19 protein-coding genes, 3 tRNA genes, 3 rRNA genes, 1 pseudogene and 1 riboswitch are annotated in these 25,064 nt (G+C 45.2%); of the genes and pseudogenes, 24 read left to right on the top strand and 2 right to left on the bottom strand.

Translation table 11 applies throughout. The features are described from left to right. Nucleotides 1-73 precede the first annotated feature (73 nt). Nucleotides 74-1,420: an APC family permease gene (locus EYS05_RS06555; RefSeq protein WP_138276837.1), complete on the top strand. Its 1,347-nt coding sequence runs from the start codon at nucleotides 74-76 to the stop codon at nucleotides 1,418-1,420. 5 nt (nucleotides 1,421-1,425) lie between these two features. Further along, nucleotides 1,426-2,358, top strand: coding sequence for a serine hydrolase domain-containing protein (locus EYS05_RS06550; RefSeq protein WP_158293310.1), 933 nt, complete (start codon nucleotides 1,426-1,428; stop codon nucleotides 2,356-2,358). Between the two features lie 262 nt (nucleotides 2,359-2,620). Here the strand turns inward: EYS05_RS06550 and EYS05_RS18170 are convergent. Continuing rightward, nucleotides 2,621-2,824, bottom strand: a pseudogene (locus EYS05_RS18170) (transposase); the annotation flags it as partial. A 365-nt stretch (nucleotides 2,825-3,189) separates the two neighbouring features. Between EYS05_RS18170 and EYS05_RS06540 the strand changes: the two are divergent. The 5 genes from EYS05_RS06540 to EYS05_RS06520 all read left to right on the top strand — a co-directional run bounded on the left by EYS05_RS06540 (nucleotide 3,190) and on the right by EYS05_RS06520 (nucleotide 8,833). Then, nucleotides 3,190-4,311, top strand: coding sequence for an Ig-like domain-containing protein (locus tag EYS05_RS06540; protein WP_243119249.1), 1,122 nt, complete (start codon nucleotides 3,190-3,192; stop codon nucleotides 4,309-4,311). 57 nt (nucleotides 4,312-4,368) lie between these two features. Beyond that, a riboswitch (TPP riboswitch) is annotated at nucleotides 4,369-4,476 on the top strand. A gap of 261 nt (nucleotides 4,477-4,737) precedes the next feature. After that, entirely contained in the window at nucleotides 4,738-4,941 is a 204-nt protein-coding gene (thiS, locus tag EYS05_RS06535; protein ID WP_118515991.1) for a sulfur carrier protein ThiS, read from the top strand. A gap of 178 nt (nucleotides 4,942-5,119) precedes the next feature. Next, nucleotides 5,120-5,905 (top strand): thiazole synthase, encoded by a 786-nt coding sequence (locus tag EYS05_RS06530; RefSeq protein ID WP_118170203.1) that lies wholly within the window; start codon nucleotides 5,120-5,122, stop codon nucleotides 5,903-5,905. 193 nt (nucleotides 5,906-6,098) lie between these two features. Further along, nucleotides 6,099-7,340 (top strand): 2-iminoacetate synthase ThiH, encoded by a 1,242-nt coding sequence (gene thiH / locus EYS05_RS06525; protein ID WP_138276835.1) that lies wholly within the window; start codon nucleotides 6,099-6,101, stop codon nucleotides 7,338-7,340. A gap of 479 nt (nucleotides 7,341-7,819) precedes the next feature. Next, nucleotides 7,820-8,833, top strand: a complete 1,014-nt coding sequence (locus EYS05_RS06520; protein WP_138276834.1) for a sulfate ABC transporter substrate-binding protein — start codon at nucleotides 7,820-7,822, stop codon at nucleotides 8,831-8,833. A gap of 144 nt (nucleotides 8,834-8,977) precedes the next feature. Here EYS05_RS06520 and EYS05_RS06515 read toward each other — a convergent pair whose 3' ends face one another. Next, a complete protein-coding gene (locus EYS05_RS06515; protein WP_243119247.1) occupies nucleotides 8,978-9,274 on the bottom strand; it encodes a hypothetical protein in 297 nt (98 codons plus the stop codon). Nucleotides 9,275-9,578: 304 nt separating this feature from the next. Between EYS05_RS06515 and EYS05_RS06510 the strand changes: the two genes are divergently transcribed. From EYS05_RS06510 to EYS05_RS06430, 17 genes are all read left to right on the top strand, one after another. Further along, on the top strand, nucleotides 9,579-10,817 hold the full coding sequence (locus EYS05_RS06510) for an O-acetylhomoserine aminocarboxypropyltransferase/cysteine synthase family protein (RefSeq protein ID WP_138277695.1): 1,239 nt from the start codon (nucleotides 9,579-9,581) through the stop codon (nucleotides 10,815-10,817). Nucleotides 10,818-10,879: 62 nt separating this feature from the next. After that, entirely contained in the window at nucleotides 10,880-11,743 is an 864-nt protein-coding gene (locus tag EYS05_RS06505; RefSeq protein WP_138276833.1) for a 4Fe-4S binding protein, read from the top strand. Beyond that, nucleotides 11,736-11,981 (top strand): sulfurtransferase TusA family protein, encoded by a 246-nt coding sequence (locus EYS05_RS06500; RefSeq protein WP_015526613.1) that lies wholly within the window; start codon nucleotides 11,736-11,738, stop codon nucleotides 11,979-11,981. The genes EYS05_RS06505 and EYS05_RS06500 overlap by 8 nt, the downstream gene beginning before the upstream one ends. Nucleotides 11,982-11,993: 12 nt before the next feature. Next, the gene (thiS, locus tag EYS05_RS06495) at nucleotides 11,994-12,203 is read left to right on the top strand and encodes a sulfur carrier protein ThiS (RefSeq protein ID WP_021650460.1); all 210 of its coding nucleotides are present in this window, start codon (nucleotides 11,994-11,996) and stop codon (nucleotides 12,201-12,203) included. After that, the gene (gene thiF / locus EYS05_RS06490) at nucleotides 12,203-13,009 is read left to right on the top strand and encodes a thiazole biosynthesis adenylyltransferase ThiF (RefSeq protein ID WP_118515984.1); all 807 of its coding nucleotides are present in this window, start codon (nucleotides 12,203-12,205) and stop codon (nucleotides 13,007-13,009) included. Before thiS (EYS05_RS06495) ends, thiF begins: the two co-directional genes overlap by 1 nt. A 38-nt stretch (nucleotides 13,010-13,047) precedes the next feature. Then, nucleotides 13,048-13,464 carry a M67 family metallopeptidase gene (locus EYS05_RS06485; RefSeq protein WP_059086473.1) on the top strand — a complete coding sequence of 139 codons (417 nt, stop codon included), beginning with the start codon at nucleotides 13,048-13,050 and terminating at the stop codon, nucleotides 13,462-13,464. A 5-nt stretch (nucleotides 13,465-13,469) separates the two neighbouring features. After that, nucleotides 13,470-15,176, top strand: a complete 1,707-nt coding sequence (locus EYS05_RS06480) for an adenylyl-sulfate reductase subunit alpha (protein WP_118625787.1) — start codon at nucleotides 13,470-13,472, stop codon at nucleotides 15,174-15,176. Beyond that, the gene (locus EYS05_RS06475) at nucleotides 15,160-15,471 is read left to right on the top strand and encodes a 4Fe-4S dicluster domain-containing protein (protein WP_015526617.1); all 312 of its coding nucleotides are present in this window, start codon (nucleotides 15,160-15,162) and stop codon (nucleotides 15,469-15,471) included. Before EYS05_RS06480 ends, EYS05_RS06475 begins: the two co-directional genes overlap by 17 nt. A gap of 56 nt (nucleotides 15,472-15,527) precedes the next feature. Continuing rightward, nucleotides 15,528-16,430 carry a sulfate adenylyltransferase subunit CysD gene (cysD, locus tag EYS05_RS06470; RefSeq protein WP_015526618.1) on the top strand — a complete coding sequence of 301 codons (903 nt, stop codon included), beginning with the start codon at nucleotides 15,528-15,530 and terminating at the stop codon, nucleotides 16,428-16,430. Between the two features lies 1 nt (nucleotide 16,431). Beyond that, on the top strand, nucleotides 16,432-18,117 hold the full coding sequence (locus tag EYS05_RS06465; protein ID WP_138276832.1) for a sulfate adenylyltransferase subunit 1: 1,686 nt from the start codon (nucleotides 16,432-16,434) through the stop codon (nucleotides 18,115-18,117). 420 nt (nucleotides 18,118-18,537) lie between these two features. Further along, nucleotides 18,538-19,251: a TraX family protein gene (locus EYS05_RS06460; protein WP_021885873.1), complete on the top strand. Its 714-nt coding sequence runs from the start codon at nucleotides 18,538-18,540 to the stop codon at nucleotides 19,249-19,251. A 297-nt stretch (nucleotides 19,252-19,548) separates the two neighbouring features. After that, nucleotides 19,549-19,636 (top strand) — tRNA-Ser (locus tag EYS05_RS06455). A 345-nt stretch (nucleotides 19,637-19,981) separates the two neighbouring features. Next, nucleotides 19,982-21,511 (top strand): 16S ribosomal RNA (locus EYS05_RS06450). A gap of 69 nt (nucleotides 21,512-21,580) precedes the next feature. Next, nucleotides 21,581-21,698: ribosomal RNA gene (gene rrf / locus EYS05_RS06445) — 5S ribosomal RNA — on the top strand. Between the two features lie 5 nt (nucleotides 21,699-21,703). Continuing rightward, nucleotides 21,704-21,776 (top strand) — tRNA-Ala (locus tag EYS05_RS06440). Between the two features lie 23 nt (nucleotides 21,777-21,799). Beyond that, a tRNA-Ile gene (locus EYS05_RS06435) sits at nucleotides 21,800-21,873 on the top strand. A gap of 245 nt (nucleotides 21,874-22,118) precedes the next feature. After that, a 23S ribosomal RNA gene (locus EYS05_RS06430) occupies nucleotides 22,119-25,008 on the top strand. The 16S, 23S and 5S rRNA genes sit together here with 3 tRNA genes alongside, the layout of an rRNA operon. Nucleotides 25,009-25,064: the final 56 nt, after the last annotated feature.

Below are 25,064 nucleotides of genomic sequence, written 5' to 3'. Positions count from 1 at the left end.
ATAATTCATATGACGTCAGAAAAAGAATTAAATACACTATCGACATTGAAACTTATATGAAAAGGGGGCTTTTATGTTATCAACAGCAAAGGAAGTAAAAGAAAAAACAGGTTATCTGAAACGAAGTGATCTTTATACGATTGGTGTAGGACAGGCAATTGGTTCGGGAGTTCTGACATTGATCGGTCCGGCGATTTTGCTGACAGGACAGTCAGCGTGGCTGGCGTATGTAGCTACATGTATCTGGGGATTTATGATGATCGCACCGATCCCGTGGATCACATCCACACTGAAACTTGGAGGGGGCTTTTATTCTCTGGTAGGAGATATGGCCGGCAAACGAGTAGCCGGTATGTATGCGGTTGGATTTTTACCACAGACGATTAACCTTGCGACTTATGGTGTTGCAATCGGTATGTATGCCAATTCCCTTTGGCCACAGATCAATGCGAAATGGTTTGGTATCGCAGCATTGAGTGTATTCTTTGTAATTAACCTCTGCGGCGTGGATGTAATGGCGAAAGTTCAGAAAATCCTGGTTATTTTACTGTTTGTCGCACTGGGACTGTTTATTATTCTTGGTGTTCTGCAGCTGAAAAATCCGGTATTTGACTTTACAGCACCAGACTTTTTTTCAAACGGACCATCTGGATTTTTCTCAGCAATCCTGCTATATGTATATTCAACAAACGGTTACTCCTGTATCATGAATTATGGTAAACAGGCGAAGGATGCACATAAGGATATTCCAAAGGCACTTCTGTACTGCGTACCGACACTAATGGTTGTATATGGTGGTGTTGCACTTGTAGCCAGTGGTGTGCTTCCATTGGATCAGGTGGCAGGACAGCCACTTACTCTGGTAGCTAAAAATATTTTAAATCCGGCTCTTTTTACAGTATTTATGATCGGTGGTCCGGTGCTTGCACTTTCATCTTCTATTAACTCTACAATTTCCAATAACTGTATTCCGGTTGCTCAGTCCTGTAAAGATGGATGGCTTCCGAAATCCTGGGCAGCACAAAATGGACGCGGTGCTTACTGGAAACTGATGACATTTACTTATCTCATGGGAATTTTACCGGTATTACTGGATTTTTCTATCAGTGATGTTGTAAATAATATTATGCTTCTGGCATCTGCTCTGGCATTTTTACAGATTTACGCATATTTTCAGCTCCCAAAGAAACATGCGGAAGCTTGGGAAAAATCACCAATGCATATTTCTAACGGAAAATATTATTTCCTCTGCTGTTTGAGCCTGCTCGCATATATCTGCATTTTTATCAATTCCTGCAGAAGCCTGAAACTTCCGGTAGTAATCATCAGCCTGATAGCCATTGTAGTATGCATGGCTTACGGATGGTTTAGAAGTGCAAGTCCTGATGTAAAGATGGAAACAAGTGTGTGGGAGGATTGATGTTTATGAATAAAGACCAAAACCTGATCAATGAATTTGCTATCAAAACTTTAAAAGAAAATCTCAATGTTATGTATGCGCAGATATGGCGTGAAGGACAGTTAACGGCAGAATATAAGAGAATGCCGGTGAAAACCCGTTTGAATACCTGGTCTGCATGCAAAGGCGTGGTATCCTGTGCAGTGGGAATTGCACTGGATGAGGGATTGATTCATCTGGATGAGAAGATCGTTGATATTTTTCCGGAATATGCTCCGGAGAAAGCAGAAGGATATCTTGGTGATGTGACTCTGGAAAATATGCTGACAATGACTACCGGTCTGGAAAGCTCGCTATTTTTCTGTGACTGGCCGGAACGTTATACAACGCCGGACTGGATCAGATATTTCTTTGAAAATGCGAAGGTTGTAAATAAACCAGGAACTCAGTGGCTGTACAGTAATTTCAATACTTATATGATCAGCTGTGCTATTGAAAAACGTGCGGGTGTCAATCTTCTGGAATATCTGAGAAATCGATTTTTTGAACCATTGGGAATTGGAAATCCGGACTGGACTTTGTGTCCGAAAGGTCATGTACATGCGGCGAATGGTCTTTATGTAAATATTGATGAGTTCACCAGATATGGACAGATGATTCTTCATAAAGGAAAATACAATGGAAAACAGTTGGTGCCGGAAGAATATATGAAAGTTGCGACTTCCAATCTTGTAGACAATTCAGCGGCAGGAAGCCCGGGAAATCTATATTCCGGTTTTGGATATGGATATCAGTTTGTAATGAATCCGGAAGCTGGTTCCTATCGATCCGATGGAAATTATGGTCAGTTCTGTCTGGCGTTTCCTGACAAGGATGCAGTAGTAACTGTAATGTCTCTGGAGGGGGATTTCCAGAAAATAGGAAATCATCTATGGACTACAGTGGTTCCGGAATTGTAATATATTCTGGTTGACAAATCCGTGGGGAAAGCATAAGCTAATCCCATCTTCGACAGTTAAATAAAAATAAAGTGGCAGAAACCCTTGATTTTACAAGGGCACTGAAAAAAGGGCGTGTGAAAAAATGAGAAATCATTTTGGAGCACGCTCCTTTTTATGCTCTTTTAGGACAAATCGTAGAATTGAGGAGAGATTCAGAGCATACTTTCCCCTCTCCCCATAAATTCGGTTGTTTTTGAAATTGTGCGGCTGTTTTTACTTTCATTCTTTTGTACCACCGGTCATTTTTCATGATTCCAAAAGTTCCTTCCGCCTGGATGGAACGATTCATTCTGAATGATGCTCCCTGAATACTTTCCAGATTACGGATCACTTCCTGGTGCATTACCGTCAACTCCTGATTGACCCGTACTGTACGGTTTCCTTTGACCTTTTTGTATTTCTCTGCATAAGGACGTCCGCTACAGGATATTTTGGATAAAAGCCATAGGCCTCATGAAATTTTTTCATGAGAGGAATAAAACAGTCCATATCTGAACGGTACCTGGATTTTTCAGTTGCTTTTTTCCATACCCAGGAATGCTTGTTTGCAGTTGCTTCAAATTTTGATCCATCTATATATAAGTGCTGCAGATCGACGTGCTCGGTTTCAAAGATCTTTTTGTAGGCTATGTTTTTTTACAGCCCCTTTTTATGCCATTGTAAAAACTGCCGAATTTCACCGAAAGCCCCGATTCGGCGAAAAATATCATAGCAGGAATATTTTTTATAATGTATACTATATTTGTTGAGAAATCCAGATACACCACAAAGCAGAAAGGAAAAAAGCGTATGAAAAGAAATTGGAAAAAAGCTTTATGTGGCATTTTGACAGGTTTTATGCTTGCGACGGCGGCACCAGCTGCGGTTCCGGAGCTGATCAGCGTGGCAGAAGTACAGGCGGCAGTAACTGTAGCAGCGCCGGCCATGTCTTCTATTAAGATCTCCGGCAGGAATAAGATCATTTTCAGCTGGAAACAGGTAAAAGGAACAGCCGGATACCGTGTATACCGCAAGACCGGAAACAGCGGATGGAAAGCAGTAAAAACCATCACAGGAAGTAAGAATGTTGCATTTACCGACACAAAAGTAAGCACCGGAGCACGTTATACTTATACGGTAAAAGCTTACCGGAAATCCGGAAAAAATATAATCTGGAGCGGTTATAATAAAAAAGGTCTGACAGCGATCGCAGGTCTGAATTATCTCACCCTGAATAAGACCAGCCTGACACTGGCACCGAAAAAAACTTATACACTGAAGATCAACGGCACCAGTCTGAAACCGTCATGGAAGAGCAGCAACACAAAGGTTGTCAGTGTAACTTCAGCCGGAAAGGTCACCGCAGTAAAAACAGGAACAGCGAATATCACAGCGATCCTTGGCGGCAGAAAATTCACCTGTAAGATTACTGTAAAGAATCCTGCATCGGCTAACGCAAAAATGACGCAGAATTATGCCAAACTGAAAAAATATATCAGTCAGAAAGGCAGATATACCGAAGACGGAAGTCAGTTTATAAATGTCAAAGTAAATGAAGAAAGTACTCTGATAATCGGTTATCTGAAGAAAGAAGATAAGATAGATATTGGAATGCTGATTTCTGTGCCTTCAGATGGAGTACTTGCCGGACTGGATATTATCGGAAACTGTGTGAAATCTGATACGGTCAGTGTGAAGTCCGCCCTGTCTTCGGATGGAGTCTTTGTGCTGCTGACTTCTTCCACAAAAGCATCTGCTTATAAAGGTCAGAATCTGACTTTCCTGTATACAAACGGAAAAAAAGCGATGACAGATCTGCAGGATACTTCCAACATTATGATGAAAGCGACAATGATAGCAGCAAATGCTTATCTGAAAAAGAATTTAAACCTGACAATGAATGATCTGGGATTCACTGCTTATAAATTATAAATAAGACAAAAATTTATTATTCTTGACATGAAGCAGGATCGGAATTATACTAAATCATGTAAATAACGGGGGAGCTTGTGACGGCAGGCTGAGAGGAAGTCTTCAACTTCGACCCTTATACCTGATTTGGATAATGCCAACGTAGGAACGTATAAGATGAATTTACGGGAGATACCTTGGTGTATCTCCTTTTTTATTGGATGCGGATGTTTTATCCGACTGAATATACGTAAGATCAGGATTTACAGAGAAATATTTTACAATTAAACATGGGAAATTTTGAGAGTGAACAGAGTTCATGAAGGGGTGCACCACCGCGGGTGTATTTCTTTGTGAACTCTTTTTTTACGGATTGCGAATATCCGATTGACCGGAAGAGATTGCGAATTACTTCTGACTTGGCGAAATTTCCGGAAAGGAGAGAACATGATCACAGTAAACGGTGAGAGCAGAACCCTGGAAGCTCCGGTGACCGTAACGGAATATCTGGAAGCATGTAACTATGTTCCGGTGCAGGTGGTAGTAGAACTGAATGAAGAGATCATCAAGAGAGAGACTTACGACACGACCGTGCTGAAAGACGGAGACGTTGTGGAAATCCTGCAGTTTATGGGCGGCGGAAGCTGCTGAGACAGAAAGAATAAGAACGGATACAGAAATTCCTGTTCAGAAGTCTGAAGATGGGCAGGAATATCCGGCTGTGGGATGGGCAGAATCGCAGAAAATTGCTGCCTTGAAATTGAATAGCTGAGCAGTTATTGAAGCTGAAATACAATGCAGATAAATAACAGAAAGGTGGACATAAAAAATGACAACAGCAAACACAAATGAAGACAAACTGATCCTGGGAGGCCATGAGTTTACTTCCCGTTTTATCCTTGGTTCCGGAAAATTTTCTCTGGAGCTTGTAAAAGCATGTATCGAAAAAGCAGGAACTCAGATCGTAACACTTGCCCTGCGCCGTGCAAATGAGGGCGGACTTGCCAATATTCTTGACTATGTGCCGAAGGATGTTACGCTTCTTCCGAACACATCAGGAGCCAGAAATGCTCAGGAAGCAGTACGCATTGCAAGGCTTTCCCGCGAGCTTGGCTGCGGAGATTTTGTAAAGATCGAAGTTATCCATGACTCCAAATATCTTCTTCCGGATAACTATGAGACCATCAAGGCAACAGAAATCCTTGCAAAAGAGGGCTTTGTAGTTATGCCGTACATGTATCCGGACCTGAATGCAGCCAGAGATCTGGTGAACGCAGGAGCTGCCTGTGTAATGCCACTGGGCTCTCCCATTGGTTCCAATAAAGGAATCTGCACAAAAGAATTCATACAGATTCTGATCGACGAGATTGACCTTCCGATCATCGTGGACGCTGGAATCGGCCGTCCGTCACAGGCATGTGAGGCTATGGAAATGGGTGCTGCAGCAGTTATGGCAAATACGGCTATTGCAACAGCAGGAGATGTTCGCGTTATGGCAGAGGCATTTAAGAAAGCTATTGAGGCAGGAAGAAGCGCATACCTTTCCGGCATGGGAAGAACTCTGGAGAGAGGTGCAAGCGCGTCCTCACCGCTGACCGGATTTTTGCATGAGTAAAATAATGACAGTATATTGAAAGATTCGGAAATATACGGTTATTAAGGGGAAATCTGTGTAGTGAAAGCGGATTACGAATATTCACTTGATACAGATTAACCAGAGCAGAAAAGAAAACAAATGGCTAAAAACAGATACTGAAATATTACAAATTTGAAAATAATAAAAGTACGAGAGGAGAGACACAGCAACAATGGCAGAAACAGTACAGGCCGGTCAGCAGGACGGCCATTTTAATGAAAGTATCATGAGTGAGGAAATTCTGGAAGATATGAAAAAGAACCGTATCGATCACATGAAGTACCTTCCGGATATGGAACAACTGGAAGAATCTGATGTAATGGATCAGGTTATTTCCGCAATGAACGCATATGATTATGATAAGTACACAGAAGCGGATGTACGGAGAGCGCTTGCTCATGATAACCGTACACCGGAGGATTTTAAAGCATTGCTTTCACCGGCAGCACTGCCTCTTCTGGAAGAAATCGCACAGGCTGCACGGATCGAAACAAGGAAACATTTCGGAAACAGTATCTGCATGTTTACACCGATCTACATTGCAAATTACTGTGAGAACTACTGTATTTACTGTGGATTTAACTGCCACAACAAGATCCGCCGTGCACAGCTGAATGCAGACGAGATCGAGAAGGAGATGGCAGCCATTGCAGAAACCGGACTCCAGGAGATCCTGATCCTTACCGGCGAGAGCAAATCCAAATCCAATGTAGAATATATCGGAAAGGCCTGTGAGATCGCCCGAAAATATTTCAAGGTAGTCGGTCTTGAGGTGTATCCGATGAATTCTGATGAGTACGCATATCTTCACAAATGCGGCGCAGATTATGTAACCGTTTTCCAGGAGACCTATAATTCCGATAAATACGAAACCCTGCATCTTGCAGGTCACAAGAGGATTTTTCCATACAGATTAAATACACAGGAGCGTGCACTGAAAGGCGGCATGCGAGGTGTTGGCTTTGCGGCACTTTTGGGACTGGATGATTTCCGCAAGGATGCTTTTGCAACGGGATATCATGCATATCTTCTGCAGAGAAAATATCCACATGCAGAGATCGCTTTTTCCTGCCCGAGACTTCGTCCGATCATCAATAATGACCGGATCAACCCGAAGGATGTCCACGAACCACAGCTTTTGCAGGTAGTCTGTGCGTATCGTCTGTTTATGCCGTTTGCAAGTATTACCGTATCCACCAGAGAGTGCGAGCGTGTCCGTGACAATCTGGTAAATATCGCAGCAACCAAGATCTCTGCAGGTGTCAGCACAGGAATCGGAAGCCATGTGGATGATATCGAGGATAAAGGTGATGATCAGTTTGAAATCTCAGACGGAAGATCCGTGGACGAAGTCTTTAACGCCCTGAAAGACCATGGCCTTCAGCCGGTGATGAATGATTATATTTATCTGTGAGATGAAGGCGACGAAATCGGATCGCACAGACAACAGAGGATAACTTCTGTGGAATATGTGGAAAACCATCCGCCCGGAAGAGCGATTTTTCAGGGTGAGTGTGGATAACTGTTTCAGGGAAGTTCACTGCTTCGATCGTAGATATCCGTCTGACACTGACCCAAAATTTCACAGATGAAGGAAAACATCCCGCAAAAACAAGATATACTTTGGAAAAATTCCCGAAAAACACGGAAATTACAAGACTGATGACGTTTTCACATATACTCCGGGAACAATAAAATACGATGCAAAAATCAACAAAAACAACATAATATCAGGTGGAATCAAATACAAAAATATGTGAAACTAGCATAAACAGCCATATTTTCGAAAACTCCTGAAAACGGTTTCCAATCTAATAGTTTTCTTATGGACTTACTCCTGTTTATAATAGCCCCAACAACAAAACACGAGGTAAAACACAGGAGGTAAGTATTATGAAAAGAAGATGGAAATCAGCAGCAGTTCTTGCAGCAATAGCAACAATTGGAAGCTTTACAGGCGTAACCACCTATGCGGCGGACAGTGTCAGCATCACCAATGTATCTTATGATCCGACTAGAGAGCTTTACGAGCAGTACAACAAGATCTTCCAGAAGCACTGGAAGGAAAAAACAGGCCAGGATGTGGAGATCACACAGTCCCATGGCGGTTCCGGCAAGCAGGCACTTGAGGTTGCCAACGGACTGGAAGCAGATGTGGTAACACTGGCATTGGAGTATGATGTGGATGCGATCCAGGATGCAGGACTCATCGATGACGGATGGGTGGATGAATTTCCGGAGGACAGCTCTCCCTACACTTCGACTATTGTGTTTCTTGTGAGAAAAGGAAATCCGAAGAACATCAAAGACTGGGACGATCTGGTAAAAAAAGACGTAGGTGTGATCACACCAAACCCGAAAACCTCCGGCGGAGCAAGATGGAACTATCTGGCAGCCTGGGCCTATGCAAAAGATAAATATAACGGAGACGAGGACAAAATTAAAGAATTCATCGGAGACCTTTACAAAAACGTACTTGTCCTGGACACCGGAGCCAGAGGCGCAACGACCTCTTTCGTGGAAAACGGACAGGGTGATGTACTGATCGCCTGGGAAAATGAAGCCTATCTTTCCGTAAAAGATTATCCGGATGACTACGAGATCGTAACACCAAGCATCAGCATCCTTGCACATCCATCTGTAGCAGTAGTCGATAAAGTCGTAGACAAAAGAGGCACCAGGGATGTGACAGAGGAATATCTGAATTATCTCTATTCCGATGAAGCACAGCGGATCGCCGGTGATAATTATTACCGTCCGTCAAACCAGGATATTCTGAAGGAGTACTCCGATGTGTTTGACTTGGATATCAATCTTGTCACCATTGATGATTTCGGTGGATGGAAAAAGGCACAGGAAACACATTTCTCAGATGGAGGGATTTTTGATCAGATTTACGAAGGATAAACAGTAGAAGATATAGTCGGACGGAATAACATAAAGAAGCTGCAGAACAGTGGAAAAACAGAGTCTGCAGCTTCTTTTATGTAAATATGATGTGCCTTTTGCAACTGAAAAATCTGTACCTGATATATAGCAACTGTCAACATCTCATGCAGCTATGGATTTTCCGGTCTGCAAAATAACGGCAGAGGGGGCAATGTGAATCACAAGGTGGATCAGGCATGCCGGCATGCCGCCACGATAACCGCCGCTGGTAAAAAACATCACCGGAAAAACGAGCAGAAAGATCACGACAATGGTGATCAGGTAGCAGCGCTGATATTTTCCACTGTAATAGGAATAAAGAAAAAGCCCTCCGGAGATTGCAACCAGCGCAAAATTGATCAGTACATTTTCCCAGGAACCGGTCCCGAGACTGAGAAAGGCCATGATCAGGCTGATCACAGTACCTCCCAAGGCGAGGATGTTGAACAGCCGGACGCGGAAATCAAGGGTGGGACTGAATAAAGAATGAAAAATATTCCGGAGTTTCGGGTTTATATTGATAGGGATCACCTCCTGTTCTTAATGTAGGTTTGTATGCCTGCGGGCATCTTTCTTTTGGTGCTGTAATTATCGTAACTGTTATAATTGTATCATGTTGTCATATAGTTGTGTACACAAAAAAATACATTTAATACAGTTTTCCTATTGACATACTATGAATAGTAGGTTAATATAAGTGTCAACAAAAGAAAGGGCAGAGGCTATGAACGAATACGGCTTTAATACAGGACTGCTCCACGGCACCAACGAGAAATATCCGCAGGGAGCCACACAGGTTCCAATCTATCAGAGCAGCGCATTCCGACATGACAGCGCGGAAGACCTGGAGAAAATTTTTGACAATAAAAAAATGGGCTTTTCCTATACAAGGATCAACAATCCTACGGTAGAGTCCTTTGAGAAGAGAGTGACCATGCTGGAGGATGGGATCGGCAGTGTGGCCTGTGCATCCGGAATGGCAGCGCTGACCAATGCGTTTCTGAACATTCTTCAGGCGGGAGATGAGATCGTGGCAGCCTGCGGACTGTATGGCGGAACTGTGGAATTGTTCGATGATCTGAAGCCTTTCGGGATTTCCGTAAAATATGTGAAAGAGAATAAGCCGGAAGCTTTTGAGGCAGAGATCACAGAGAAGACGCGACTTGTTTTTGCGGAGACCATTGGCAACCCCAAGCTGGATGTTACCGATATCCAGGCAGTTGCGGAAGTGGCACATAAGCATGACGTACCGCTGATCGTAGACAACACGGTGGCAACCCCGTATCTGATCCAGCCACTGAAGCTTGGAGCTGACATTGTGGTTCATTCCTCTTCCAAATATATCAATGGAAGCAGCGATGCCATCAGCGGTATTCTTGTCTGTGGTAAGGGTCTGAAATGGGACCCTGACCGATATCCGGGACTTGCTCCATACCGGAAATTCGGACCATTTGCATACATCGCCAAGCTTAGAAACGGACTTTTCCGGAACACTGGCGCGTGTCTTGCTCCGCAGAATGCTTTCCTTAATAACCTGGGACTGGAAACCCTGGGACTTCGAATGCAGAGACAGTGTGACAATGCACTGGAGCTTGCGAGATTTTTACAGGGCCTGGGTGGTGACATTGAAGTAAATTATCCGGGACTGGAAGAAAGCCCTTATCACGAAATTGCGGAAAAGCAGTTTAAGAATGGCTACGGAGCTATCGTAACCGTAAGAACCGGAAGCAAGGAGAAAGCTTTTTCCATTATTAATTCATTGAAGATCCCGCTGATCATCTCCAATATCGGAGATACGAAGACCCTGGTGATTCATCCGGAATCCACCATCGCGGCACACATCTCCGACAAAGAGAAGCAGCAGTCCGGAGTATTCGAGGATCTGATCCGTATCAGTGTGGGAATTGAAGATATTGAAGATTTAAAAGAAGATTTCAAACAAGCGATAGAAAATAACCGATAAAATCTGGTACACCGAAAACGATGTACCAGGAGCTGCACCAGCAGAGAAATGGAGAGTTCGTTATGGCAAAAGTAGATTACGCTACATTAAAAAAAGGTGGTTTCATGAGACAGAAGCAGAAAAATAATTTTTCTCTTCGTCTTGCCTGTGTAGGCGGTACATTTACCGCAGAAAACCTTAAGAAGATCGCAGAGGTAGCTGAGAAATACGGTGACGGATATGTACATCTTACTTCCAGACAGGGAGTTGAGATCCCGTTCATTAAATTAGATGATATTGATGATGTAAAGGATGATCTTGCAAAAGGCGGATGCAAGCCTGGTGTCTGCGGACCGAGAGTCCGTACAGTTACAGCCTGCCAGGGCAACGCTGTCTGTCCAAGCGGAAATATCAACAGCTATGACATTGCGGTGAAATTAAATGAGAGATATTTCGGAAGAGAGCTTCCTCATAAATTTAAATTCGGTGTTACCGGATGTCAGAACAACTGTCTGAAGGCAGAGGAGAATGATGTAGGGATCAAGGGAGCAGCTGAGGTCAGCTGGAAAGAGGATGCATGTATCCACTGCGGTGTCTGCGAAAAGGCCTGCAGAGAAAACGCCATCTCTTTTGAGGATGACAAGCTGGTGATCGATACAGAGAAATGTAACTACTGTGGCAGATGTGCAAAATCCTGTCCTGTGGATGCATGGGATGTAAACGAAGCATATATCGTTTCCTTTGGAGGAACGTTTGGAAATCACATCAGCAAGGGACAGGAATTCCTTCCGCTGATCACCTCTGAGGAGCAGCTTTTCAGAGTGACCGATGCAGCGATCCGTTTCTTTGAGGATCATGCAAATCCGGGAGAGCGTTTTAAATTTACCATCGACCGGGTAGGCGCTGAAAAACTTCAGGAAGTTTTGAAAGGAGCATACAATGGCTGATATTAAGATTGATGATACAGTAGATATTACTGATGTAGTTTGCCCGGTAACCTTTGTAAAAGCAAAAGTAGCACTTGAGGAGCTGGATGACGGACAGATCCTGGCGATCAAAATGAACGATGGCGAGCCGGTACAGAATGTGCCGAGAAGCGTGAAGGAAGAAGGACATCAGATCCTGAAGCTCGAGGACAATGAAGACGGAACTTATACACTGATCGTAAGAAAAGTTGAAGAATAGGAGAACAGAGAAATGACAATCACAGTTGCAGGAAATAAAAAAGAGTACGAAGACGGACTGAAGCTTACAGAGCTTATTGAGAAAGAGGATATTGAAAGTCCTGAGTATGTAACCGTAACTATCAACGATGAATTCATCAGCAAGGCAGACGTTCCGGAAACAGAGGTAAAGGACGGCGACGTTGTTGAGTTCCTGTACTACATGGGAGGAGGCGCAAGATAATGGCTTTTACAAATGAGCAGCTTGAGCGGTACTCCCGTCATATCATCCTGAAAGAGGTTGGAGTAAAAGGTCAGAAAAAGCTTCTGAATGCCAAGGTTCTGATCATCGGAGCCGGCGGACTTGGATCACCGGCAGCCCTTTACCTTGCAGCTGCAGGTGTGGGAACCATCGGGATCGCGGATGCAGATGAGGTGGATCTTTCCAATCTTCAGCGACAGGTCATCCACACAACTGCAGATGTCGGCAAGCTGAAGGTAGAGTCCGCGGCTGAGACCATGAAAGCAATCAACCCGGACGTTACTGTAAATACATATCATACCTTTGTAGATTCCAGCAACATCATGGATCTGATCAAAGATTACGATTTCATTCTGGACGGAACGGACAATTTCCCTGCAAAATTCCTGATCAACGATGCCTGTGTAATGGCTGAGAAACCATTTTCACATGCAGGTATCATCCGTTTTCAGGGACAGCTGATGACTTACGTTCCGGGACAGGGACCATGCTACAGATGTGCATTCCAGAGCCCGCCACCAAAGGACGCCGTACCGACCTGTAAGCAGGCTGGCGTGATCGGAGCCATGGGCGGCGTGATCGGAAGCCTTCAGGCAATGGAAGCGATCAAGTACATCATCGGACAGGGTGATCTTCTTACAGGAAGACTTCTCACCTACGATGCACTGAAGATGACCTTCCGTACCGTGAAGCTTCCGAAGAATCATCATTGCCCGGTATGCGGCGATGATCCGACGATCACAGAACTGATCGATTATGAGCAAGCTGTGTGTGAATTAAAACACTAAAAATTAAGTATAGAAACCCATTGGAGGCTGCGAAGATAATGCTGAAATTAAAAAAAGAAGATTACGAGAAAATATTAGACCACTGCAGAAAAGGACTTCCCAATGAGTCCTGCGGCCTTCTGGGCGGGACCATTGAGGACGATGTAAAAACCATCGAGAAGGTGTATCTGCTGACAAATATCGATGAAAGCAACGAACACTTTTCCATGGACCCGAAGGAACAGCTGAGCGCGATCAAAGATATCCGTCAGAACGGATATCAGATGATCGGAAACTTTCATTCTCATCCGGAGTCTCCGTCAAGGCCTTCCGAAGAAGATAAACGACTTGCATTTGACCCGAACATCGAATATCTGATCCTCTCCCTTATGGATGCAGAAAATCCGGTGTTGAAGGCTTTTGGCGTAGATAAAGAGAAAAATGTAACTGTACATGAGCTTCAGATAACAGAGTGATGAGTATGAAAAACAGATTAAACACAAAGGAAATTACAACAGACGTGCTGATCATAGGCGGAGGTACTGCAGGCTGCTATGCGGCGCTGGTTCTCTCAGAACAGAAAGCCGGCAGAGTACTGATCGCAGAAAAAGCAAATATCAGACGAAGCGGCTGTCTGGCAGCAGGTGTTAATGCAATCAATGCCTACATTGTAAAAGGCCGCAAGCCGCAGGATTATGTAGATTATGCCACAAAGGATGCCGCCGGTATCGTAAGGCAGGACCTTCTTCTTACAGCAGCGGAGAATTTCAACGAAGTTACCGCAAAAATGGAGAAGCTTGGGCTTGTGATCCTGAAGGATGAAAATGGTGATTATGTAGCCAGAGGAAACCGTAATATCAAGATCAATGGCGAAAATTTTAAACCTCTTCTTGCTGATGCAGTTCATAAAGCTGAGAACGTAGACGTTCTGAATTATGTAAATATCACAGACCTTCTTGTAAAAGACGGACAGGTTTACGGAGCGGTTGGTTTCTCTATTATGGAAGAAACCGCATACATTATCCGGGCAAAGGCAGTTCTTGCTGCAACAGGCGGAGCGGCCGGACTTTATAAACCAAACAATCCCGGATTTTCCAGGCATAAGATGTGGTATCCGCCGTTTAACACAGGTGCCGGATACGCAATGGGAATTCTGGCAGGTGCGGAGATGACGTCCTTTGAGATGCGTTTTATCGCACTTCGCTGCAAGGATACCATTGCTCCTACGGGAACCATCGCACAGGGTGTCGGCGCAAAACAGATCAATGCAGCTGGCGAGATCTATGAGACAAAATACGGACTGACCACAAGCGAGAGAGTTTACGGAACAGTTCGGGAAAATCAGCTTGGCCACGGCCCGTGTTACCTGAAGACTACAGGGATCACGAAGGAACAGGATGAAGATCTTCTGAAGGCTTATCTCAACATGGCACCGAGCCAGACTCTGAAATGGATCGAAAGCGGAAAGAACCCCAGCGAGCAGGATGTGGAGATCCAGGGAACAGAGCCATATATCGTAGGCGGTCATACAGCCAGCGGTTACTGGGTAAATACAGGCCGTGAAACTACGGTAAAGGGACTATATGCAGCAGGTGATGTTGCAGGCGGATGCCCGCAGAAATATGTAACAGGAGCTCTTGCAGAAGGAAAGCTTGCAGCATTGGATATGGTGAAACAGTTTAAGGCTGGAACTCTGAAGGAAGCAGATGTTCAGACTGAGACAGAGATCAAGGTTCAGGAAGAGGAGATTCTTTCCCAGTACGAAAAGTTCCGAAATGAAGACGCACCGGCATTTTCCGTGGAAGAGCTGGAAGAGGCTATGCAGAAAGTCATGGATGAATATGCGGGAGGAATTGCTTCTAATTATCAGTTTAATGAGAAGCAGCTTGCTCTTGCAGATGAAAAAATCGTTCAGCTTCAGGCTCTTGCCGAAAAAACAGCGGCAGCAGATATGCATGAGCTGATGTTTGCATATGAACTTCGTGAGCGTCTCATTGTGTGCCGTTCACTGATCGCTCATCTGAAAAACCGCAAAGAGACCAGATGGCATTCTTTTAACGAAAATCTGGATCATCCGGAAACAGATGAGAAATTTTATAAATATGTAAATTCGAAACTGGAAAACGGCGATATCAGGATAATTTTCCGTGACATTGTAAAGGAGGACACATATGAGCATACGAATTGATCAGAAAAAATGTGTTGGCTGCAGAAAATGCAGTGAAGTATGTCCGGGAACCCTGATCGTCATGGAAGACAAAAAAGCCGTGATGAAATATCCGAAAAACTGCTGGGGCTGCGTTTCCTGTGTAAAGGAATGTAAAGCCGGTGCCATCGACTTTTTCCTTGGTGCAGATATCGGCGGTAACGGAAGTATCATGAATGTAAAAAGCGAAGGGGATATCCTTCACTGGATCATTACAAAAACGGACGGTTCTACATCCGTGATCGATGTGGATCGACGGAATTCGAATAAATATTAGACCAGAAGATAAGTGCTGCCGGTTCTGGCGGCCGGAACAGGAGGATGAGATCAGATATGAGTGGATTATCACATTTGGATGAGCTGGAAGCAGAGGCAATTTATATCATCCGTGAAGTTGCAGCAGAGTGCGAGAAGCCGGTAATGCTTTATTCTATAGGAAAAGACAGTTCTGTAATGCTTCATCTTGCAATGAAGGCTTTTTATCCTGAGAAACCGCCATTCCCGTTTCTTCACGTAAATACGACATGGAAATTTAAAGAGATGATTGAGTTCCGTGACAAAACCGCGAAGGATCTGGGGATCGAAATGCTTGAGTACATTAATCAGGATGGTGTGAAGCAGGGAATCAATCCTTTTGACAGTGGCTCCGCATACACAGATATCATGAAAACGCAGGCTCTGAAGCAGGCTCTTAAGAAATATGGTTTTACAGCTGCTTTTGGCGGCGGTCGTCGTGACGAGGAGAAAAGCCGTGCAAAAGAGCGTATCTTCTCCTTCCGTAACGCAGAGCAGGCATGGGATCCGAAGAACCAGCGTCCGGAGATGTGGAAGCTTTATAATACGGAGATCAATAAAGGCGAAAGCATCCGTGTTTTCCCGATTTCCAACTGGACTGAGACTGATATCTGGCAGTACATTAAGAGAGAAAATATCCCGATCGTTCCTCTTTATTTTGCAAAAGAGCGTCCGGTTGTATACAGAGACGGAAATATTATCATGGTGGATGACGACAGGATGCGCCTGAACCCGGGTGAGGAGCCGCAGATGAAAAAGGTGCGTTTCCGTACTCTCGGATGCTATCCTCTGACAGGTGGTATCGAGTCTGACGCGGAGACACTGGACGAGATCATTGACGAGACTTTAAGCTCTGTGGAATCTGAGAGAACCACACGTGTTATTGATTCCGACGGCGGAGCTGCAAGCATGGAAAAAAGAAAGAGAGAGGGGTACTTCTAGGATGAGCGGATTACTGAAATTTATCACTTGCGGAAGTGTGGATGATGGAAAATCTACACTGATCGGTCATATTCTTTATGATTCCAAGCTTTTATATGCGGACCAGGAAAAAGCCCTTCTTCTGGACAGCAAGGTAGGTTCCAGAGGTGGTGCCATTGATTATTCTCTTCTTCTGGATGGCCTGATGGCAGAACGTGAGCAGGGAATCACCATTGATGTTGCGTATCGTTATTTTACAACCGATAAAAGAAGTTTTATCGTTGCGGATACTCCCGGACATGAGGAGTACACAAGGAACATGGCGGTTGGAGCTTCCTTTGCTCAGCTTTCCATTATTCTTGTGGATGCGAAGCAGAGGGTTCTGGTTCAGACAAGGCGTCATGCACGTATCTGCGCTCTGATGGGTATCCATCATTTTGTATTTGCTGTTAACAAAATGGATCTTGTTGATTACAGTGAGAATCGTTTTAATGAGATTGTAAAGGATATCAATGAGCTTTCTGAGACTCTGGGGCTTCAGGATGTTGTGATTATTCCTGTCAGTGCTACAGAGGGTGATAACGTAACGAAGAAGTCTCCGAATATGCCCTGGTATACGGGTAAAGCTCTTTTGGAGCATCTTGAGACTGTGGATGTTTCAGAGGCTGAGAATGTCAGCGAATTTTATCTTCCTGTTCAGCGTGTTTCCCGTCCAAACCATGAATTTCGCGGTTTCCAGGGCCAGATCGAGAGTGGCCGGGTTCATGTAGGCGATATCATCACAACGCTCCCAAGCAACGAGACAGCGGCTGTTAAGACGATCCTGGTGGGTAGTGATGATCGTGAGGAGGCTGTTGCCGGCCAGGCTGTTACGATCCAGCTGGATAAAGAGGTTGATGTAAGCCGTGGATGTGTTCTTACCAATAATAATGAGATTCCTGTTGCAAAGGGATTTGAGGCTACTCTTCTATGGATGGATGATTCCAGGCTTGAAGTGGGCAAGGAGTATCTTGTGAAGCTTGGTACCAAGAAGATCGCAGGTGTGGTTAAGAGTATTGAGTTTAAGACGGATGTAAATACCGGGGAGCATCTGCATGCGGATACGATTGAGAAGAATGAGATCGCTCTTTGCAAAATCGGTCTTTCTGATAAGGTTGTGCTGGATGAGTTTAAGAGGAATAAGACTCTTGGTGAGCTGATCCTGATCGACCGTGTGAGTCATATGACTTCTGCATGTGGTGTTGTGGAATCGGTTGATACTGAGGGGGAGAAGCCTTATTTCCAGAAGGATGATGTGAAGGTTGGCGGTTATGTTTTTGAGGAGTTTTATTTTAACCTTGAGAATGCGCTGCTTTCCAAGGCGGATAAAGAGGTTAAGACTTACCATGTAGGGGACGTGGTGCCTGTTGAGGGTGACAGCTTTGAGTATCCGGGCTATTTTGATATTGTTTCTCTGGAGGATAATGCGGCTGTTCTGATCCGTGATAAAAAGGTACTGGATATTATTACGTTAGACAAGTATGCCTTTATGGGACTTCCTGTTGTGGATGAGAGAGGCTTTGCCCTCGAAATCCGCAGCGATGCCGATTACCAGCAGTTCCTGGATGAGTTTAAATCAACTGATAATAAGTCAGAGTTCCATAATAAGTGGTTCAAGTTTGAGACATACAGAAAGATTGTCTGCACAGATAATTTCTGGATGATCTGATAAAAAATATATCTTTCATTTGCATCCAGCTCTTCATTTCAGCCTCTGTTTTCGCTGTATTCAAGCCAAAACATGCATCCTCCGTGTCAATTAGCGAAGTGATTGACACGGGAGTGAACAGTAACCTGTATGCTACTGCAATTTCTCCAACAATTCCAGATAAAGTTTCTGCACCTTAATCTTTTATTTTTGTATATTCACTCTTTGAGTGGACTTTCCTCCTTCGATTTTCTTTAAAGCTTTATGCTTCATAAACTCTTCTTTTATATAGTTTTTTCAAAACAACTATAGTAATATAGAGTTATCACAATCTTAGCTTCCTACTATTCAACGGTTCCTTTTCGCCATATCCAGTGGGGTGGGTAAAGATGACCCAATAAGTGAATGTAATTGAAGAAATTAAAAAAAGGACTATTTTTTATGAACAATATAAAAGAAAGAATAAAAATATTTTCAGGGGCACAGCTTAAATACATTGCTTTTCTATCTATGCTTATCGATCACACAAACAAAGCGTTAATCTATCCGAATTTGGATGGAGGAGCATTGAATCGGTTGAGTGACTTTTTTGATATTTTAGGAAGAATCGCATTTCCAATATTCATCTTCCTTCTCGTGGAAGGCTATTTCCACACAAAAAATAAATGGAAGTATTTAATTACACTTCTTGTATTTGGAGTAATATCAGAAATTCCTTTTGATATGTGTACAACAGCTACATTTTTTGAAGCCAACTGGAACAATATTATGTTTACGTTAGCCTTGGTGCTTGCCATGATCTGGCTGATTGATGTACTCAAGGAAAAGATGGCAGCATTGCCGAAAGCTTTATGGTATTTCGTATCATTTCTCATTGTGGCAGTATTGTGCTTTGCTGCAATGAATCTAGGATTAGATTATGAACACCATGCGGTGCTGATTGGATATTTCTATTATATTTTTCATGACCGACAGGCACTTGCGATTCCATTTTCCTATCTTTCCATGTTCAAAGAACCATGGGCTTTGCTTGGATTTGGCCTGACACTTACTTATAATGGAGAACGTGGAAAACAGAATAAGTGGTTTAATTATCTTTTTTATCCAGTACATTTGCTGATTTTAGGAATTATAAGAATGTGCCTTAAGATTTGAATATGAAATTTTAAAAAGGACTTTTCTTTTAAAATGAACGAAAAGTCCTCTTTTTGCGTAGATGACTGTTATTTTACAGCCCCTTTTCTAATGGATCTAAAGGCTGTAAAGCCATTAGCACTACAGTATATCTCTTGTTCGATTCCATATCTATCATAGTAGAATAAAATTAATGTAAAAAAAATAAAAAAAGTGTTGACAAATTATAGTACGTTCAGCTATAATTAACCATGCGTTTCGGATGAAACACAGAAGAAATGTGCTCCAATTTAATAAGAAATTATAAGTTCGGAGTCTGGAGAAGTACTCAAGAGGCCGAAGAGGTGCCCCTGCTAAGGGTATAGGTCGCTAACGCGGCGCGAGGGTTCAAATCCCTCCTTCTCCGTTGTTTTTTTGAAAAAAATAAATTTTTCAAAAAAATGAAAAAACTTGTTGACAAATGCTTGCAGACATGATAAAGTAAACAAGCTGTCAGCGAGACAGAGATTCATCAAAAAAGAGTTTGAAAAAAGTTGAAAAAAGTTGAAAAAAGTACTTGACAAACGATTTGAGATGAGATAAAATAAATGAGCTGTCTGAGAGACAGATACAACAAACCTTGATAACTAAACAGTGAAACACATACGATTCTCGAAAATTTCTTTACATTTAAAGAACGGTTTAAACAAACCAAAAGCAGTAAAAACGAGAGATAGCCAAACGGTTGTCTTGAGTAAATGAATCAAACATTTTATCAGAGAGTTTGATCCTGGCTCAGGATGAACGCTGGCGGCGTGCTTAACACATGCAAGTCGAACGGGAATTACTTTATTGAAACTTCGGTCGATTTAATTTAATTCTAGTGGCGGACGGGTGAGTAACGCGTGGGTAACCTGCCTTGTACAGGGGGATAACAGTCAGAAATGACTGCTAATACCGCATAAGCGCACAGAGCTGCATGGCTCAGTGTGAAAAACTCCGGTGGTATAAGATGGACCCGCGTTGGATTAGCTAGTTGGTGAGGTAACGGCCCACCAAGGCGACGATCCATAGCCGGCCTGAGAGGGTGAACGGCCACATTGGGACTGAGACACGGCCCAGACTCCTACGGGAGGCAGCAGTGGGGAATATTGCACAATGGGGGAAACCCTGATGCAGCGACGCCGCGTGAAGGAAGAAGTATCTCGGTATGTAAACTTCTATCAGCAGGGAAGAAAATGACGGTACCTGACTAAGAAGCCCCGGCTAACTACGTGCCAGCAGCTGCGGTAATACGTAGGGGGCAAGCGTTATCCGGATTTACTGGGTGTAAAGGGAGCGTAGACGGATGGACAAGTCTGATGTGAAAGGCTGGGGCTCAACCCCGGGACTGCATTGGAAACTGCCCGTCTTGAGTGCCGGAGAGGTAAGCGGAATTCCTAGTGTAGCGGTGAAATGCGTAGATATTAGGAGGAACACCAGTGGCGAAGGCGGCTTACTGGACGGTAACTGACGTTGAGGCTCGAAAGCGTGGGGAGCAAACAGGATTAGATACCCTGGTAGTCCACGCGGTAAACGATGAATGCTAGGTGTCGGGTGACAAAGTCATTCGGTGCCGCCGCAAACGCATTAAGCATTCCACCTGGGGAGTACGTTCGCAAGAATGAAACTCAAAGGAATTGACGGGGACCCGCACAAGCGGTGGAGCATGTGGTTTAATTCGAAGCAACGCGAAGAACCTTACCAAGTCTTGACATCCCCCTGACCGGAACTTAACCGTTCCTTCCCTTCGGGGCAGGGGAGACAGGTGGTGCATGGTTGTCGTCAGCTCGTGTCGTGAGATGTTGGGTTAAGTCCCGCAACGAGCGCAACCCCTATCCTCAGTAGCCAGCATTTAAGGTGGGCACTCTGGGGAGACTGCCAGGGATAACCTGGAGGAAGGCGGGGATGACGTCAAATCATCATGCCCCTTATGATTTGGGCTACACACGTGCTACAATGGCGTAAACAAAGGGAAGCGAACCTGCGAGGGTGGGCAAATCCCAAAAATAACGTCCCAGTTCGGACTGTAGTCTGCAACCCGACTACACGAAGCTGGAATCGCTAGTAATCGCGGATCAGAATGCCGCGGTGAATACGTTCCCGGGTCTTGTACACACCGCCCGTCACACCATGGGAGTCAGTAACGCCCGAAGTCAGTGACCTAACCGCAAGGAAGGAGCTGCCGAAGGCGGGACCGATGACTGGGGTGAAGTCGTAACAAGGTAGCCGTATCGGAAGGTGCGGCTGGATCACCTCCTTTCTAAGGAAAAAGTAGAGAAAAGAAATGTGTTTTACTGTTGAGTTATCAAGGAAATTGAATAGTGATATTTCTGGTAGCGATGCGCTTAGGGGACACACCCGTTCCCATCCCGAACACGACGGTTAAGACCTAAGCGGCCGATGGTACTGCACTGGAGACGGTGTGGGAGAGCAGGTGGCTGCCAGATCAAATGGGGATGTAGCTCAGTTGGGAGAGCACCTGCCTTGCAAGCAGGGGGTCGAGAGTTCGAATCTCTTCATCTCCACTAGGATTTAAAAATCCTAAGATGGGCTTATAGCTCAGCTGGTTAGAGCGCACGCCTGATAAGCGTGAGGTCGGTGGTTCGAGTCCACTTAAGCCCACTCGGGTTTTAAGTATTAAAGCCCGGTATATTGTACCTTGAAAACTGCATACATGAAATTTGATTAAGTTAATCAAATATCCTTAAACGCAAAGTATTAAGAAATTAATGCAAACGCAAAGATAGGAAGACATCGATTTATCTGTTATGAACAGAGTAATCAAACACATGTCGGAAGATACGTGAGTATCGGAAGACACGAGAATCAAGAGACCGCATCACCTACGCTAGGGTGATGAAGCGAAAGGTCAAGCAATAAGGGCACAGGGCGGATGCCTTGGCACTAAGAGCCGATGAAAGACGTGATAAGCTGCGAAAAGCTTCGGGGAGGAGCAAATATCCCGTGATCCGGAGATGTCTGAATGGGGAAACCCGCATGAGCAGACCTCATGCATCCATACGCCAATCCATAACGTATGGAGGGGAACCCGGGGAACTGAAACATCTAAGTACCCGGAGGAAAAGAAAGAAACATCGATTCCGTAAGTAGCGGCGAGCGAACGCGGAGGAGCCTAAACCGGTGTGCGTGCATGCCGGGGTCATGGACTGCATTTAAGATTCAGCGAAGTTAACAGAACGGTTTTGGGAAAGCCGGCCGGAGAGGGTGAAAGCCCCGTACGTGAAAGCAGAGCTGACTGAGCAGGATCCGGAGTACCACGAGACACGAGGAACCTTGTGGGAAGTAAGGGGGACCACCCCCTAAGGCTAAATACTACTTAGTGACCGATAGCGCATAGTACTGTGAAGGAAAGGTGAAAAGGACCCCGGGAGGGGAGTGAAAGAGAACCTGAAACCCTGTGTCTACAAGCTGTGGAAGTACTTTATATGTACGACCGCGTACTTTTTGTAGAACGGTCCGGCGAGTTACGCTTACTGGCAAGGTTAAGCACTTCAGGTGTGGAGCCGTAGGGAAACCAAGTCTTAACAGGGCCAGAGTCAGTAGGAGTAGACCCGAAACCGGGTGATCTATCCATGTCCAGGTTGAAGCTGCCGTAAGAGGTAGTGGAGGACCGAACCCACATCCGTTGAAAAGGGTGGGGATGAGGTGTGGATAGGGGAGAAATTCCAATCGAACCCGGAGATAGCTGGTTCTCCTCGAAATAGCTTTAGGGCTAGCCTCGGTGTGAGTCTTGCGGAGGTAGAGCACTGAATTTCCTAGGGGGCGTCAAAGCCTACCGAAGAATATCAAACTCCGAATGCCGTGTAGATATCACCGGGAGTCAGACTGCACGAGATAAGTTGGGCGGTCAAAAGGGAAAGAGCCCAGACCTACAGTTAAGGTCCCAAAGTGCGCGTTAAGTGGAAAAGGATGTGGGATTTCGAAGACAACCAGGATGTTGGCTCAGAAGCAGCCATACATTCAAAGAGTGCGTAATAGCTCACTGGTCGAGAGGTCCTGCGCCGAAAATGTCCGGGGCTGAAACGCGCCACCGAAACTAAGGAATCTAGTAATAGATTGGTAGAGGAGCATTGCATGCGGGAAGAAGCAGTACCGAAAGGAGCTGTGGACTGCATGGAAGAGAGAATGCCGGAATGAGTAGCGAGATAGAGGTGGGAATCCTCTAGGCCGAATATCCAAGGTTTCCAGGGTAAAGCTGATCTGCCCTGGGTGAGTCGGGACCTAAGGTGAGGGCGAGAGCCGTAGCCGATGGACAACAGGTTGATATTCCTGTACTGCAGTATGACAGAACTGTGGGGACACGTAAGGAGAGCGGGAGCCGGGAATGGAAAGCCCGGTACAAGCGAGGTACCAGTATGGTAGGAAAATCCGCCATGCAATGGGAAGACGTGATGTGGAGCGAAGACTAGTAGCGAAGCCCGTGAGCCATGCGTCAAGAAAAGCCGCTATCGTTCATATTGTACCCGTACCGTAAACCGACACAGGTGGATGAGGAGAGAATCCTAAGGCCGGCGGAAGAAGTATTGCCAAGGAACTCGGCAAAATGGCCCCGTAACTTAGGGAGAAGGGGTGCCTGCGAGAGCAGGCCGCAGAGAATAGGCTCAAGCAACTGTTTAGCAAAAACACAGGTCTATGCGAAACCGAAAGGTGAGGTATATGGGCTGACGCCTGCCCGGTGCTGGAAGGTTAAGAGGAGAGGTTAGCAGCAATGCGAAGCTTTGAATTTAAGCCCCAGTAAACGGCGGCCGTAACTATAACGGTCCTAAGGTAGCGAAATTCCTTGTCGGGTAAGTTCCGACCCGCACGAAAGGCGTAATGATTTGAGCGCTGTCTCGGCAATACATCCGGTGAAATTGAAGTGCCAGTGAAGATGCTGGCTACCCGCGCCAGGACGGAAAGACCCCATGGAGCTTTACTCCAGTTTGGCACTGGGGTCCGGTGTTGCATGTACAGGATAGGTGGGAGGCTGAGAAACGGTAACGTCAGTTGCCGCGGAGCCGCTGTTGGGATACCACCCTTGTGATATTGGGCTTCTAACCAGCCGCCGTAATCCGGCGGTGGGACAATGCCAGGCGGGGAGTTTGACTGGGGCGGTCGCCTCCGAAAGGGTATCGGAGGCGCCCAAAGGTTCCCTCAGAATGGACGGAAACCATTCGAAGAGTGCAAAGGCAGAAGGGAGCTTGACTGCGACACCGACGGGTGGAGCAGGTACGAAAGTAGGGCTTAGTGATCCGGTGGTATTAAGTGGGAATGCCATCGCTCAACGGATAAAAGCTACCCTGGGGATAACAGGCTTATCACTCCCAAGAGTTCACATCGACGGAGTGGTTTGGCACCTCGATGTCGGCTCATCGCATCCTGGGGCTGTAGTAGGTCCCAAGGGTTGGGCTGTTCGCCCATTAAAGCGGTACGCGAGCTGGGTTCAGAACGTCGTGAGACAGTTCGGTCCCTATCCGGCGTGGGCGCAGGATATCTGAGAGGAGCTGTCCTTAGTACGAGAGGACCGGGATGGACGGACCGCTGGTGGACCGGTTGGCTTGCCAAAGCCATGGCCGGGTAGCCAAGTCCGGAAGGGATAAACGCTGAAGGCATCTAAGCGTGAAGCCCCCCTCAAGATGAGATATCCCATTCTTAGTGAAGTAAACCCCCTTGAAGACGACGAGGTAGATAGGGCAGAGGTGGAAGTGTGGTAACACATGGAGCTGACTGTTACTAATCGGGTGAGGGCTTGACCAAGAAACGCAGGTTAAGAATTGATTCAAGAGTTTGATTAACAATCAACAAGCATGTAT

This window comes from Blautia sp. SC05B48 (assembly GCF_005848555.1).
Classification (GTDB): Bacteria; Bacillota; Clostridia; order Lachnospirales; family Lachnospiraceae; genus Blautia_A.
The sequence above is the reverse complement of the archived record's forward strand: the minus strand, read 5'-3'. Positions and strand labels throughout refer to the sequence as shown.